This window comes from Paenibacillus sp. JT22N12, from assembly GCF_056269365.1.
Genome location: NZ_JBWDNU010000003.1, coordinates 168691 through 184137 on the forward strand (window position 1 = coordinate 168691; position 15447 = coordinate 184137).

A 15447-nucleotide genomic window follows, 5' to 3' on the forward strand; every position below is an offset into this window, starting at 1 on the left:
GATACTGACGTGTACATTTCGTCAAGTGCGGGAATTCATACGGCTGAACCGACTTCTTTTTGCTTGTGGGTATGTATGTTCCGTTTTCATGATTGCCTTAATATTGACTGGGCTGCTCCTGTCTGATAAATACATTAAATACATTGCTGCTGTTAAGCCTTCCGGAAGCTCGTCTGTAAACCAAATAACTTATTGAACAAGTTCTGCTTCATTTCCGTAGAAAGTTGAGGAGATATGTTTTGTGAATTCCGACGATTTTGCCATCAGAAAAGAACGTACGTACAATACCGGTAATCACAACCTGCGCGGCGAAATGCTTCTTCTGCTGCTGCTCAGTTATTCGCTTTTGCTGCGCAATGTGTGGGGATGGAAGGTAGCCTTTTCAAGTGTTTTAGTGAAAATGCGTAACTGGAAAGACAACATTTTTACAGTTAGATAAGCCTTAAAGAATAAAAAACCATTCTCTGTTCATTGATCCCATGAAAATTTATAGTGTTGTAATAAAAAAATGAATGCCTATGGAAAAAACATTTGATAATTGACTTAATAAATCTCCGCATGATATATTGTGCATACACGAAATACACAATTTGATTAAGGAGACACGGAATGCTGGCCTTAGACATTCGAAGCTTACCCAATTTTCAGTTAAGAGACGTATCGCTTCAGCTTCCTAGACGAAGTTATTTCGCTGTTGAAAAGTAGGAGACGTACTATTTTAAAATTTCACAAAGGAGATGCATAGCCATGAAAGGTTTAGACAGAATATTTCTTATCGGAGCGATGCTGCTGGTTGTCGGTCGTGTGGGCGCTTACGATAAAAAGACATTGGAACGAAAGAGTGGATTTTACTATTGTTGATAATTGTATTGGGCTTCATATCCGGGTTAATTCAAGGGTGGGTAATATTTCTTAACAAAAGCGGAAAAATGGGAAATGGCAAAATGAAATTCTGGATAGTTGGAACACTTATAGTGTTTGTTGCTCTGAAAGTCGCAATGAATATAGTGATTCCATCATATTTAGCTACGGATGGGATTGGGATCTTGGAATCTATCATTTTTGTCATTGGGGGACTTTTCATCGGACGTTCTTACTACTCCCGGCTTCATCCGGTGAATGTAGCCGATAGACCATTATGAGGATTGGAATATTGGTTTTGGCCAATAAGGCTTACAGAACAATATATCTAATGATTTAAAATTAAAGGAGAAAATAGAAATGACTGATAAATTTAAATTCTTATACGTAATTACAGCAATTTTGGTAGTTGTTTGGCTATTTATTTTACCGTGGTATAACTTTCCAGCCTATTTGGAAGTTATAGTAAATGTCGTAGCTATTGTATACTTTGCGATTACCATCAATTACGTCAAAAATCATAAAAAGCAATTCCTCAAATAACACGCAAGTTTTTATTAATTAATAAAACTGCTATACAGTTGAAAATTTCTATTTAAGGATAAACAGTGACTTATACCGATGACCAATATTTGTCGAGTTATTCAATTTAAGGGGATCGTTGCCTTTAAATTAAACACAATGGCAGCCGACCAGCCCCAGCTACGTATCCGGAGCGTCTACAGTGAATGAAATTAAGTCAAGCAGAGTTTTAGAGCTGTAATATACAAACGGATAAAGTACACAATACAACGTCTCTCAGGACAGCAATGAAATTACTAGTGCGTGCGCCGATCGCGCCGAACCGGTGCCTTCGGGAAGAACAACCATGAGCGCACGCTTCTGCTTCCCCGCGCAGCTGGTCCCAGTGTCCTCGAAGTGTGCCAATGGCGTTGAACTGATGCCCCCTGACTACGATCAGTCTACAACTTTATTTTCCTAACCTAGTACTTTATTGAAAATTATCAAACCTAATCATAAGAAAATCAAATAAAATAAAGGGTTCCACATATTATGCATGACTAATATGTGGAACCCTTTATGATTAACTATCGTTCGCGGTTAGTTCAATAGCAAACGACCAAAGAACCGCAATCCTTTATTGAAAGCTTGATCTGTTGAATCTCTTATCGACGTCCTCGGAAGGTTCGGCGCAAATCCTCAACCCACTTGTCTGGAATTTCCCAAGGGATGAAGTGTCCTCCCTGTTCGTGAGCGGAAATATTGACGTGGTTGTACCAAGGAGCGCGATCGCTGTCGAGAAAATTCGGTACGCGATTTTCGGTTGTGATACCCGGCGGATTTTCGTAGCCCACAAAGGTTATACCGGTTGGTGCCTCAATGACAGGCGAGCGACTATGATCGGGTGTCCATGGATATCGGTTATTGTTCGCATAGACGCGCATCGAGGTTTCGATGGCATTGTTTACCCAGAAAATTGTTGCGTGTGTAAGGATGTCGTCCTTAGTAAAGACATTCTCGACGTTGCCTTTATTGTCACTCCACTTCACCCATCGTTCCAAGATCCATGCAAGCATTCCAACTGGCGAGTCGCACAGTCCGAATGCGAGTGTGCTGGGATCAAGAACGTGTACGGCGAGATGCGATGCAAAGCGGCGATCAAATTCCATTATCTTAGATCGAATACTCTCAGGGATATTATCAGGCAGAGGACGGCCTCCGGCAAAATCCCAGGCGCGATCCCCGTTAAAAAAATTCAGCTTTAGCGCAGACCCGATATGTATTGCGTAGAGCTCGTCACTATATTTGTGTCCCAGTTGACCGGTCACGAGAGCACCTACATCGCATCCCCCTGCCGCGTATTTCGCATAGCCGAGAGTATCGGTCATGAGCGTATGCCAGAGATCGGCAATTTTCCAAAAGTTCATGTCTGGGTTGTTTGGCAGTGGCGTCGAGAATCCAAAGCCAGGAAGTGAGGGCACGATTACGTCGAATGCTTCAGCCGGATCGCCCCCGAATGCTCCAGGGTCCGCTAGTGGATCAATGACCTTGGACCAATGCCAGAACGTCCATGGCCAGCCATGGGACAGGATCAATGGTACAGGTTTAGGCCCCACGCCAGGTTTACGCATAAAGTGCACAGGAACTCCGTCAACATTTACTTTATAGTGTTCGTAGGCGTTGATCGCCTTCTCGGATTTGCGCCAGTCAAACTCGTTAATCCAGTAGTCGACGAGTTTCTCAAGGTAGTTCAGACTAACACCGTAAAACCAGTCATCATTACCGGCATCGAGAGGCCATCTGGTGGACTTTAAACGATTTTGAAGATCAGCAAGTAACTCATCCGATACGTAGATCGGACTCGGTTCAAGCACGAAAGGAGCTGTTGTCATAAGTGTTCCTCCTAGTATTGTTTCGTCCGTCACCCGGGTATGAACAACGGAAATGCAACCGCGACTGAGACTACGAATCGGTTCCCAGTTCGACCAGACGCCTCAATGCGGGAATTGCGGATGCAATTGCCCGTTTTTCCTCCTGAGTGAGCCCTTCACTGAATTTCGAGAGCTGCGTCATGCGATTCAAACGACGCGAATCAATAACATTTGCCCCCAGCGCGGTAATATGCACTTGAACGACTCGGCCATCATTTGGATCTGGTCGGCGCTCGACGAGCCCGTCTCGTTCAAGTCGGGTCACCAACTGTGTGATTGCCGACTGCGTAACTTGCTCATTAACTGTCAACTCAGTAAGCCGCATGGGACTCTTGAGGGACAACGTGTGCAGGACGGAAAGTGTAGTGAAGCTTAGTTTTTCAATTGACGGCAACCGAATGAAAATCCTCGTTAAATCCTCGAACACCATAGCGAAGTCGCTAACGTTCAACTCAGTCAGGTTATTTTTAGGTTCCATGAATAAAAATATATCACAAACTTATATAAGTTTCTAATATGAATTCAGTGCGCCAAGACTCCAAACCAGCTTAAAGACGTTGGGTTCACGCCCCCATTTCAACGAAATCATGTTCTCTACTTGTGTCACCCAGTGCTTTGATTTTGCGTTTTAACGTTTCGACGAGTACATCCTTATTCGCATCGTTCATCTCACGCTTTATTTGCTTCGGAGTAGGTGCTTGTGATTATTGACAGCGTAAGTATTCGATCCTCTGGCGGATATCTGAATGGTTATATAAACTCGCTTTCGAGACACCGAATTCTTCTGATACGCTATTGAAATTGATGCTCTTGTTGACTCGTAAGCGGCGTGAAATCGCCTGATCTACCTTCTCTAAGGTGCTTGCCTTCCGTTGGGCATGGATGCTCTTCAGATGGGCTCAGATTCAAAAACATGCATTTCGTGCCGAGGTTACACGAAAAACACATTTGGCGGGCTATTTGCGATTGTTTCTTTCAAAGTTCTTGCAATTAACAGACACCCGTAAAGAATGGGAAAAAGATCGCTGGGATGTAAGGATACTGCAAGTCCATTAATGCTTGGGGGCATCAGGCGTCTGCCAGGAACGGGCAGTAGAGCGGCATTTCTGTTGCTTTACCGTTCAAATCTGTGGGATAATTTATTTGAGGTGGATACTATGAAACGAAGAATATTCATGGGTTTAGCCATAATAACCGTCATGGCAGCCATTGCCGGCTGCGGCCATAGGGAGCCGGACAGCAGCCAAAGCTCTCGCCATCAGGGCATGGGCTGGACGGTCTACCGCCCCATCAATCCGTCTTCCGAAGAGCGTTAGCGTTATGGAGCTTGCAGCGATTTACCTGTCAAATAAATCATAGAGACTGCGGAGTGATTTTTATGGAGATTAAACCAGATGACCTAACCGGGTACGAAGTGGCTGCATTAATCGGGGAGCATCTTCAGAGTATGACGCTTCATTCCCCGCCGGAGAGCATTCATGCCCTGAATCTTGAAGGATTGAAGAAACCGGAAATCACCTTCTGGAGCGCATGGGAAGACAACGAATTGCTTGGCTGCGGGGCGCTTAAGGAGCTGGATGGCCGGCATGGAGAGATAAAATCAATGCGGACCTCTGCGGCGCATCTGAGAAAGGGTGTGGCAAGGAGAATCCTTGAACACATCATGGAAGTAGCCAGGCAGCGCGGCTATCAGCGGCTAAGTCTGGAAACGGGCTCAATGGATGCTTTCGACCCGGCCAGAAGACTCTATGAAAGTTTGGGATTTCAATATTGCGAGCCATTCTCGGATTACATAGAAGACCCGAACAGTGTATTTATGACAAAGGAATTATAAGTGCCAAGTGGAGCAATCTCAGTGGTGATCGAGTTGCTCCTGCAATCCGATTATTCTTAAATCTGTCTGCTGCAGGGAGTCCAGGTTTATTCCTCATAAAAAATCATGTGCGATTTATCGTTTTTGTAATAAGAAAGCCTGTCGTGCAGCGTTCCCGTATGGAATTCAAATTTATGCCCATCAGGGTCAGTGAAATAAACTGACCTTTTATCCCTCTCCTCCCGTTTACGGCCTGCGAGAATATTTACACCCAGATCTTCAAGTTTTTTTACCACGGCATCAAAATCTTCGCTTTCCACGCTAAAAGCTACATGTGTATAGGAGTACTGGATTTCATTTCGCGGAATATCGTCCTCCACATTTAATGCCAACCATAGTCCGTTCAAATCAAAATAAGCCAGCTTGCTGCCTTTGACCAATAACTTTGCACCAAATACATCCTTATAAAATGGAATGGATTGCTCTAAATCGGCAACAGAAAAAAGCAAATGATTCATGCTTCCTATTTTCAACATTGTCCGCTCCTTCGCACTTCGTATTCGTTGGAGTCACTATCATGATGTTTGTTTGTTACCGGGCATATAAGTGAATCCAGGCTGGCCAGTAACCTAAACTAACTGCCAGCTGACTGGACTGGAGATTGCTAATCTCGGTTGAATAATAGGGTAGTATACCATCATTTAATATCGCCTTCGTCAGGGTGCCGACAATGGCTTTGCCAATCCCCAGACCTTGGTATTCGGGTACGACATCCACACCAATCTGCCACATTCGCTCACAATCCCCGGACGCTCCGGCAATGCCTACAATCTTTCCGTCACACTCGGCAATCGACGCCAGCATATCAGGACGGGAGCTGTCCGCTTGATAGGAGAGCGCATTTCTAAAATTCTGATGCTCGTAGAGATTTGTGACGTCGTTGCGGTCATAAGTTGAAACGGTTATTCCCTGCGGAATATGAAAGCCTGTAAAATCATCGATGGAACAAACATATTTCTGAACAGGTCCGGCTATATGCTGATGATCTTTTTGCACATAATCACCCATTTTGGCAATGGATTGCATGGAAAAGATCTGCCCGCGTGCGAGCTGCATAAAACTTTGTCTTGCCCATTCTAATCGTTCAGGATTACATGAAACAACGACCCCTCTGCCCATTGTTACAATGTTTAACACATGTTCGCGAATTGGAAAACGAGACCTTCCCTCTCTTATCTCAGCTTTGTGAACGGATACCCCGTCAGCAAGAAAATCAGACTCGCTGCAAGAAAGATCTGCTGACAGCACAGTTTGAATGGTTTGTATGGCTGATTCCCTGTGGGAAGCGATCATATTGCACCCCTTTTCATCTTAATTCCGCAATAGCAGCTTCGTTGCCTATAGCTTTTATTGTAAATTCAATAATGATGAATGCATAGTTGGTGCCATGCAATTGGTTTAATTTTATTCCCATTTTGTCATGGAACACACCATAAATTAATCATGCAAGCTCTATTGCCACACAGCAGCTCGTAGCGGATACGACAGCGGGCGTTCAGCAGGTTATTGGGACGAGGCCAGGAACTGCAAATTCCAATTTTACCATTGTAAGGGATACCCCTCCGTGGTAAATTAAACTGACGTTATCCAAGGAGTGTAGGTTCAATGATGATCAGCAAATTTAAAGCTTTCTGCATCGTTATGATCATATGCATACTGACGTTGCCAATATCAGGCTGTACGCAAGGGGTAGAAGCTGAAACGCCCGGGCCCACAGGACCTGCTGAAATAACAATGACTCCTGTTGATCTGTTCAAGGGCGACGGAGCAATATTTCAGCCCTTTCTGGGCTACATGTCCGGAGCATTTAAATTACGCTATGAAGGAAATAAACCACATGCAAAACTGGATATCGATATATGGAAAAATGGCAGGATAGCCGCTTCAGCCGGCTCTATCGGTGACTTGTTCTTCAGTTCGGATGCCCGAAAGAGCGGCGAGATCGAAGTCATAATTTCAGTCGACAACGTTTCCATCGAGGGACAGAATAATTTTAACACGATTAAAGTCGGTACTATATACGATTCCGGATCAGGCCTCGTTACCTATACCATCCCCTGGGAGAAGCAGTTGACTGCACGGGGATTAATCTTTAATAATGAACCGCGTACATTCATTGCCGGTGAACCTGTTCATCTTTGGGGCATGCAGGCATCGAGCAACAACGCAATACAATCCGGGGATCTCTCCCCGGAATCGTTAAGCAAACTCGAATGGGCACTGATTTTTACTTTGCGATATGAAGATGAATGATCTCAAACAACATGAGGAGAAAGCAGACCGTTCCTTGGGACTAATGAAAAATGACATAAAGCCTGCCGCCGTCGTGCGACCTATTGCTGGTTTCCGGCTGTAAGAATTCCAGTGGAGCGAATAAATCGGTGTCTTCCGGCAAAAAACAAGCGTCCCCGCATGATGCGGAAACGCTCTCCATCCAATGCGGCTTGCAACGAATATGCTGGGCCAGACGGTTAATATTTTATGGGCTAAATGAATGCCCGCTTTGTTCAATCCGATGCGGCTGTGCCGCTGCTATGATGCTCTCGAAGATATACGTACCCGACCCGACGGCATACAATGCGTATCCGTCTTCGTAGCTGATCTGCGTAACTTCCCGCGCAGCAGGATCTCCGCCCCTTCCCGTCTCCCTGGCAGATTCGGCGAAAACAGCCGGCACATAGACCAGCGCATCCGTGTTCACGGGAATGTCCACGGTCATCCGGAACCCGTTCTCTCCGCAGCGTTCCCACCGTACTGCAGTCTGGCCGGCAGGCGTAAAGCATAGTCCGTTGACATGGCTCAAATCTCCCACTACGGCAGGCTTCACCGTGATCCGGAACGCTTGCTCCTCGTGGTCGAACCTGGTCGTGATTCCTGCCAGCCCTTGATAGAACCATTCCTCAATATGTCCGAGCATAAAATGGTTCTGCGATTTGCCGACCGTCGGACCGTCCCAGGCCTCTGTCAGCGTCGTCGCCCCGTTCGCGATCTGATAGCCGTAGCTCGGATGGTCGGTCTGCCTGGTCATCCGGTAGATAATATCGGAACGCCCATTGTCCGACAGCGCCTTGAGCACGTAGCGGTGGCCGACATCCCCGGCATTGGTATGCCAGCCCCTCTCCTCGATATCCCGTACAATAGCACCCAGTATCCCTTCGCGGTTATCCGCTTCGGCCAGCCCGAGAACAAGCGGCAGAGCATTCGCCGTCTGGCTGCCGCCGGCATAATGACCGGTGTCCGGATTAAAATATTCCGCATTGAATGCCTGCGCGAGCGCAAGCTTCAATTTTTGGAAATATGCGCCATCCTCCTGCTGATCCAATATGCCCGCCATCTCCTCCAGGATCGCAGCCATCTGGTGGAAAATGGCCGTCTCGACAAGCGGTACCGGCGTATTTTGGGCAAATCCCGGCCCGTCCTCCCCGACATCGTACCAATCGCCCAGACCATGCATAATCAGGCCATCCACCATTTTCGAAGCCATATACTCGGCATAACGCTTCATGCCGGGGTAATGCGTCCGCATGCTTCCCGGATTGCCGTATTGAAGCAGCATATCCCAGTTCGAGATAATATAAGCCGCCCCCCAGGTGACGGAATCTCTGAACATATCCCAAGGCGGCTGAAAAACGATATATTCGGGAGCGGTGGTCGGAATCATGCCGCTTGGCTGCTGCGCATCGCGAATATCCTCCATCACCTTGGAGAAAATGGTCTCCACATCATAGTTGTACATGATAGACGGCCCCATCAGGTGCAGCTGTTCCAGCCAGCCCAGCTTCTCGCGGTGTGGACAATCCGTAAATACGCTCTTCATATTGCTTAGAACAGCCCAATTGATAATCTCGTGAATCCGGTTGATCATGTGATCTGAACATTCGAAGCTGCCCGTTTCGGCGATATCCGGATATATCATCTGGCCCTCGATTCCAAGCAGCACAGCCCTCCCCGATGCCAGTGCCGCTCCGCGCCGCAATGCCTGATCCATGCCCGGCTCCACAGCATCCAAGCCAGTAACAATGCCGGTGTCTTCGGGAACGTCCGGGAGCGGCTCTGCGCCCTCTACCTGCACATAACGAAACCCATAATAGGTAAAACGCGGCCGCCATACTTCCACGCCCTCCCCCTTCAGGGTATACGTCAGTCTGTAAGGAGCTCCTGACATCCGCTGATCCGGCCCGCTGCCCTCCAGACGTTCGCATGGCGTCAAGATGATCTCTGCTCCGGCCGGTCCGGAGACGGCAATCTCGGTCCAGCCGGAGAAATTCTGGCCCAGATCGATCAGCCACACGCCGGGCGCTGTCTGCGTCGCCTTCTCAGGCCGAAAACGGCGCTTGACCTTCAGCGGCTGCGCCTGCTGTACCCGTAATGTCCCGGGCGGTGCAGCTGTTTCCGCAGCCGCTGCCCAGCCCTTGTGCTCGGCGGCGGTGAAGCCGGGACGATCCCAGCCCGGCTGCTCGCGGCGGGCGTCGTAATCTTCACCCCCGTATATGCAGGCGAAGGTGATTGGTCCCTCGCATGCGCTCCAGCTCCCGTCGCTGGCCACGGTAGCGTTCGTGCCGTCAGTATAATACAGCTCCAGCTGGACGAGGCATTTGGGCAGGCCGAACGAATTCTTGAACTTCGTGTAACGTCCACCGCTGACGTTGTAGAAGCCATTGCCCAGCATCATCCCCGCCGCATTGACGCCTACGGCGAGCTGGTCGGTAATATCGTATACCGAATACAAGCAGGTTCTGTCGTAATGCGTCCAGCCCGGCTCCAGCTCGCGGTCGCCAATCTTCGCACCGTTCAGCCGCAGCTCGTAATGGCCAAGTCCGCTTACATAAGCCCTTGCCCTTCTCAGCGGCTTGCGGACGGAGAATTCCCGCCGCAGCAGAGGCAGCGGAGAATCTGGTGCCGTCATCCCCTCAGGCGCTCCGATCCAGCGGGCCTTCCAGTCATGCGCGTGAAGCAGGCCGGTTTCCCACCAGGAGAGGGCGCTCTCCCACAGGTTGCCCTCCCGGTCCCACACATTTACCCGCCAATAGTACCGTGTCGCGGATTCCAGCGGAGCTCCCGAATACGCAATACAGGTATGTCGGCGGCCGGGCTGCCTGCCCGAATCCCAGACCTCGGCTTCTTCCTGCTCCTGAATCTTATAGACGCGTAACCGGTAGGCCGACTGAATCACAGAACGCTCTCCCTGGCTCCTGTAAGACCACCCGAAGCCTGGTGTCAAATTATCGACGCCAAGCGGATGCTCCCTGCCTTCAACCTTTAATCCCACGATATTCATTGAACCGTTCCTTCCCCTGTCATTCGTTTCGTTTCAGAGCTTCCCTGGCGGCGTCCACGAGCCGCAGCAACTGATAGTTCCGGAAGCATGGCCCACATTGAAGCGTTACTCCTGATAGGAATGCTCCCGGATCATGTTTCTTACCGGTGGTTTGTGGTTTCCACGCCCGGCTTATTCACGAACTAACCAGCGATCCGGTACTCAGCTTCAGCGATTTTGACCTCCAATCGAGCGGTCGTTCCTCCTGCATAAGAATCCGCAGACCTACCTTCTTCTAGCCGGGCATAATTTCATAGGATTCGCCGGCCCGGGTATTGAAAACAAGGAGGGCCCCCGTACGGCCCCATGGCTGCTGCGATTCCGCATATTGACCGGACAGTACGGTGCGTCCCGACTCCGAGAATTTCCCAGGCTCTGCGGGCTGTCCAGTCACTGCTATGTGCCCCGACTCCGCGGACTGTCCGGACTCTGTGTACTGTTCTGACAATACGGTGCGTTCCGACTCCACAAACTGCCCGGACTCTGCGGGCTGTCCTGATTCCGCAGCTTCTGACCAGTCAGGTCCTCCCGATTCATCCGCCGGTCCTGCTCCCGCCAGCCTGAGCGGCATATTCGCCCGGATGCGGCATTCTCCGCCGGAGCGTGAACGGACGGCTGCCCGGGTCAAGCGGCCATCGGCCCATTCGATGTCCAGTTCGAAGCCACCGCGTGCGCGAATTCCGGTGATCCGGCCTGCCGGCCATGCCTTCGGAAGCGCGGGAAGCAGATCGATGCTGCCGTCATGGCTTTGCAGCAGCAGCTCGGCAATGCCGGCCGCCGCGCCGTAATTGGCCTCCAGCGTGGTGGGATACCAGCTCAGCTTCGGATGACGGTGGGCGTTGAGCAGATTGGGAAACGGGTTCTTCAGCAGCTTGACCAGATAGCCGTGCGCTTTCTCTCCGTCCTCCAGACGGGCATATTGATTAATCAGCCAGGCGAAGCACCAGCCGATCGTATCTTCCCCTTCATAAACCGCGCGGCGCTCCAGGGCGACGCGGCAGGCTTCCGCCAGCTCCGGCCGGCTGCTCGGCGTAATCTCGCTTCCCGGATGAAGCCCATACAGGTGGGCTGTATGGCGATGCCCCGGCTCCGCTTCCTCGAAATCCTCCAGCCATTCCTGGAGCTGACCGTGACGGCCGATTCGCAGCGGATGAAGCCTGCCGCAGGCCTCCTTCAGCAACTCGCGGAAGGCTTCGTCGGTATCCAGCGCAATGCTGGCCTCGATGCAGTTCGTGAACAGCTCCCGGATCAGCGAACGATCCATCGTCGAGCTCATGCTTACCGCCGACTTGCGGCCGTCCGGACCAATGAAGGAATTTTCCGGCGAGGTGGACGGGCTGCTCACCAGATGTCCTCCGCCGTCCTCGACAAGCCAATCCAGACAGAAGCGGGCCGCGCCCTTCATAAGGGGATAAGCATGATCCTCCAGAAAAGCAAGGTCCCCGCCGAACCTGTAATGCTCCCAAAGATGCTGACAAAGCCAGGGACCGGCCATCGGCCAGAACGCCCAGCTCGCTGAGCCCTTGGTCGGACCGCCGGAAGGGGCAGCCGACCGCCACAAATCGATGCCGTGATTGGATGCCCAGCCCCCGCAATTATAGTGGACCTGCGCCGTTCTGCCTCCCGTCACAGCGAGCTCCCCGATCATATCGAACAGCGGTGTGTGGCATTCGCTGAGATTGCCGGTTTCGGCCAGCCAGTAGTTCATCTGCACATTGATATTCGCCGTGTAATTGCAGGTCCAGGGCGGGCGCGTCATCGGGTTCCAGATCCCCTGAAGCGTGGCTGCCTGCGTGCCGGGACGGGAGCTTGCAATCAGCAGATACCGCCCGTAGCGGAAGAACAAGGCGGCCAGCTGCTCATCTGCTCCCCCCGCCCGGAGCGCCTTGATCCGCTCATCCGTCGGCAGATCGCTCCGGCCGGGAGCATCCAGCGTCAGGTCGGCGCGGTCGTAATAACGCCGGTGCTCACTGATGTGGCGGCTGCGCAGCTCCGCATAGGAAAGCTGCGCAGCTGCGTCCAGCCACCGGCTGCAGCGGATGCCGGGGTCCCGCCCCTCCTTTACCGGGTCCTTGTCAAAGCCGTTGTAGCTCGTATCCGCCGTCAACAGCAGCGTGACACAATGGGCATCCCGGATGAAGATGCGTCCGCCATGCACCTCCAGCCTGCCGCCCTCGTTCAGCGCCTGCAGATGAATTTCGAAAGTCATCCCCTCGCCGCTGCGGTCGAATACCACTTCATCCGCCTGGATGAAGTTCGGTTCCACATGGTCCGGGGCCTGTCCTCCGAGCAGGATGCCGCCTTGGCTTCTCCTGCTCACCCGGAAGGGCAGCGGACTGTTCAGCGAAGCCTCCAGGCTGAGCTTGCCCGGCTTATCCGCCTCAAGCCGCACAACCATAACCTGATCGTCGGCCGACACGAAGGTTTCGCGGGTGTAAGTGACACCGCTGTATTCATAGCTGGTGCGGCAGACCGCTTCTTTCAAATCCAGTTCCCGCCTGTATGCCTCCACCTGGACGCCGTGTCCCAGCTCAATCTCCAGATGGCCCATCGCCTGGTACGATTCGCCCCATGGGCCGAGCATATGCTCCTCGATCAGCGTTTGCGCATCGGCATACCGCTCCTCAAAGATCAATCGCCGGGCCTCGTCCAGATAGCGCGAAGCTTCGGCATTGTTGCCGTCGGTCGGATGGCCGGACCATAATGTGTCCTCATTAAGCTGGATGCGTTCCCGTTTGATGCCGCCATATACCATGCCGCCGAGCCGACCGTTGCCGATCGGCAGCGCTTCTTCCCACTCACCCGCAGGCGTGCGGTACCAGAGCTTCGAATTTAATGCGTCCATCGGTTCCATTGCCTCCTAATCAGTCTCTCATTTTCGGGTACTTACAGAGCCGGACCTTCCAGAATCAGCACATCCTTCGGCTGAAGCGCGACTGTGCCGTTCATCGTTGTTCCGCTTAGCAGCTCAGTTTGCTCCAGAGGGCCCAGATCAACGGCGGCAGCGGCATCGTTATGATTCAAAATGAACAGAAATGCCCGTCCATCCTTCACCCTGCGGCTGACCTCGATCCCCTCCGCCGCCTCCAGAAGCGGCTTGATTCCCCGCATCGCGCATAAGCTCCCCGCCAGATCCCGCAGGAACGATGCATCCGGACTGCTCGCCACATACCAGGCTTCTCCCTGCCCGAACCGGTTGCGGGTCAGGACAGGCATACCCCGGTAAAATTCTTCTCCGTATTCGGCCAATACCTCGGCTCCTTCCGGGTGCAGCAGATCGCATAAGAGACCGCATGCATACTCTCCGCCGAGACTGCCAAGCGGCTCTTTCATTACGATCCGGTTGCGATGCTCCGGGAACAGGGCGTCGATCTCCTCCACCCATAAGCCGAGCAGCTCCCGCAGCTCCCCGGGATAACCCCCTGCGGCAACCAGATCGCTTTCCCCGACAATGCCGCTGAAGAAGGTCGTGACGAAGATTCCGCCTCCCTCTGTGTACCGCTTCAGCTTGTCCGCGACACCCGGCTTGACCATATACAGCACCGGCGCAATGACGAGCCCATACCGGCTCAAGTCCGCATCCATGCCGACCAGATCGACCTGAATGTTCTGTTCATAGAACGCATCATAATAGTTCTGCATTTCGTTCAAATATTTCAATCCGGCGCTCGGACCGCTGGAATGCTCAAGCGCCCACCAGTTTTCCCAATCGAACAGGAGAGCCACACCGGCCTCCACACAGGCCCCCAGCAGCTTGCCGCCGAGCACCTGCAGCTCGCCGCCCAGCTCCGCGCATTCGCGGAAGACGCGCGTATGCTCATGGCCCGCATGGTCGATCACCGCGCCATGGAACTTCTCGAACGCGCCGGCCGAGCGGCGCATCTGGAAGAACATCACGCTGTCCGCGCCGCGCGCGATCGCCTGATAGCTCCACAGCCTCATGACACCGGGACGCTTAAGCGCGTTGTACGGCTTCCAGTTCAATTGGCTCGGGCTCTGCTCCATCAGCAGATAAGGATCGCCGTTCTTCAAGCCGCGCATCAGATCATGCCGCATCGCCACGACGCTCATCGGCATATCGTTCGCCGGGTAGCAGTCCAGCGCGGCGATATCCAGATGAGGTGCCCATTTAAAATAATCCAGCGGCTTGTAGGCCCCGTTGCTCTGCAGATTCGTTGTCACGACCGCGTCCGGAATGATCGTTTTGATTGCATGATATTCATCCAGATAAGTGCCCAGCAAGCTGTCGGACATGAATCGGTCATAGTCGAGCGAGATGCCCTGGAATGCCGTTTGGTCCACATCCCTTGCGCTCAGATGCTCGCTCAGCAGGCTGGGAAGCACGATTTCGTCCCAGTCATAGAAGGTGTGGCCCCAGAAACGGGTATTCCATGCGGCGTTCAGCGCATCAAGAGAGCCGTAGCGCCGCTTGAGCCATACGCGGAACGCCTGCTCGCAGTTGTCGCAATAGCAGCGGAGCCCATATTCATTATTGACATGCCACAGCAGCAGCGCCGGATGATTCTTGTACCGTTCGGCCAGCTTGCTCGCCATCCTCGTGGAGTATTGGCGGTAAGTGGGGCTGTGCGGACATGAATTGTGGCGTCTGCCGAATTTTCGCTTCCTGCCTTCAAAATCGACCAGCAGCACGTCCGGGTAGCGCTTGGCCATCCAGGCGGGATGGGCGGCCGTGCCTGTAGCCAGGCATGCCCATACGCCATTGCGGTGAAGCATATCCATCACGTCATCGAGCCAATCGAAGCAATACGTTTCCTCATCCGGCTGATTGAGCGCCCAGGAGAAGACATTCACCGTAGCGATATCGACACCGGCCAGCTTGAACAGCCGCATATCCTCATCCCATACTTCCCTGGGCCACTGCTCGGGGTTATAATCCCCGCCATAGAGGATTTTGTTTATTTTGCCCTTGAACAAACGCAGCTCACATCCTTATCTGGAGATTG

Annotated in this window: 11 protein-coding genes and 1 pseudogene; 4 read left to right on the forward strand and 8 right to left on the reverse strand. The window is 52.0% G+C overall.

The window, feature by feature from the left end; translation table 11 throughout:
• Positions 1 to 241 precede the first annotated feature (241 nt).
• On the forward strand, positions 242 to 439 hold the full coding sequence (locus AC0YOA_RS12150) for a hypothetical protein (protein WP_475786782.1): 198 nt from the start codon (positions 242 to 244) through the stop codon (positions 437 to 439).
• A 1588-nt stretch (positions 440 to 2027) separates the two neighbouring features.
• On the opposite strand, the gene AC0YOA_RS12155 is transcribed toward AC0YOA_RS12150, so the two are convergent.
• The 3 genes and pseudogenes from AC0YOA_RS12155 to AC0YOA_RS12165 all read right to left on the reverse strand — a co-directional run bounded on the left by AC0YOA_RS12155 (position 2028) and on the right by AC0YOA_RS12165 (position 4186).
• Positions 2028 to 3254: an epoxide hydrolase family protein gene (locus tag AC0YOA_RS12155; RefSeq protein WP_475786783.1), complete on the reverse strand. Its 1227-nt coding sequence runs from the start codon at positions 3252 to 3254 to the stop codon at positions 2028 to 2030.
• Positions 3255 to 3324: 70 nt separating this feature from the next.
• Entirely contained in the window at positions 3325 to 3771 is a 447-nt protein-coding gene (locus AC0YOA_RS12160; RefSeq protein WP_475786784.1) for a MarR family transcriptional regulator, read from the reverse strand.
• 85 nt (positions 3772 to 3856) lie between these two features.
• A pseudogene (locus AC0YOA_RS12165) lies at positions 3857 to 4186 on the reverse strand (DUF6262 family protein).
• A gap of 264 nt (positions 4187 to 4450) precedes the next feature.
• Here AC0YOA_RS12165 and AC0YOA_RS12170 point away from each other — a divergent pair.
• A complete protein-coding gene (locus AC0YOA_RS12170; RefSeq protein ID WP_475786785.1) occupies positions 4451 to 4609 on the forward strand; it encodes a hypothetical protein in 159 nt (52 codons plus the stop codon).
• Positions 4610 to 4671: 62 nt separating this feature from the next.
• Positions 4672 to 5127, forward strand: a complete 456-nt coding sequence (locus tag AC0YOA_RS12175) for a GNAT family N-acetyltransferase (RefSeq protein WP_475786786.1) — start codon at positions 4672 to 4674, stop codon at positions 5125 to 5127.
• An 86-nt stretch (positions 5128 to 5213) separates the two neighbouring features.
• On the opposite strand, the gene fosB is transcribed toward AC0YOA_RS12175, so the two are convergent.
• A complete protein-coding gene (fosB, locus tag AC0YOA_RS12180) occupies positions 5214 to 5642 on the reverse strand; it encodes a metallothiol transferase FosB (RefSeq protein ID WP_475786787.1) in 429 nt (142 codons plus the stop codon).
• Between the two features lie 55 nt (positions 5643 to 5697).
• On the reverse strand, positions 5698 to 6459 hold the full coding sequence (locus AC0YOA_RS12185; protein ID WP_475786788.1) for a GNAT family N-acetyltransferase: 762 nt from the start codon (positions 6457 to 6459) through the stop codon (positions 5698 to 5700).
• A gap of 312 nt (positions 6460 to 6771) precedes the next feature.
• Between AC0YOA_RS12185 and AC0YOA_RS12190 the strand changes: the two genes are divergently transcribed.
• Positions 6772 to 7419 (forward strand): hypothetical protein, encoded by a 648-nt coding sequence (locus AC0YOA_RS12190; protein ID WP_475786789.1) that lies wholly within the window; start codon positions 6772 to 6774, stop codon positions 7417 to 7419.
• A gap of 226 nt (positions 7420 to 7645) precedes the next feature.
• Here the strand turns inward: AC0YOA_RS12190 and AC0YOA_RS12195 are convergent, their stop codons facing one another.
• The 3 genes from AC0YOA_RS12195 to AC0YOA_RS12205 all read right to left on the reverse strand — a co-directional run bounded on the left by AC0YOA_RS12195 (position 7646) and on the right by AC0YOA_RS12205 (position 15418).
• Positions 7646 to 10444 carry an alpha-L-rhamnosidase gene (locus AC0YOA_RS12195; RefSeq protein WP_475786790.1) on the reverse strand — a complete coding sequence of 933 codons (2799 nt, stop codon included), beginning with the start codon at positions 10442 to 10444 and terminating at the stop codon, positions 7646 to 7648.
• A gap of 274 nt (positions 10445 to 10718) precedes the next feature.
• Complete coding sequence (locus AC0YOA_RS12200; RefSeq protein ID WP_475786791.1) at positions 10719 to 13328, reverse strand: glycoside hydrolase family 95 protein; 2610 nt, start codon at positions 13326 to 13328, stop codon at positions 10719 to 10721.
• Positions 13329 to 13369: 41 nt separating this feature from the next.
• A complete protein-coding gene (locus tag AC0YOA_RS12205; RefSeq protein ID WP_475786792.1) occupies positions 13370 to 15418 on the reverse strand; it encodes a beta-galactosidase in 2049 nt (682 codons plus the stop codon).
• Between the last annotated feature and the right edge of the window lie 29 nt (positions 15419 to 15447).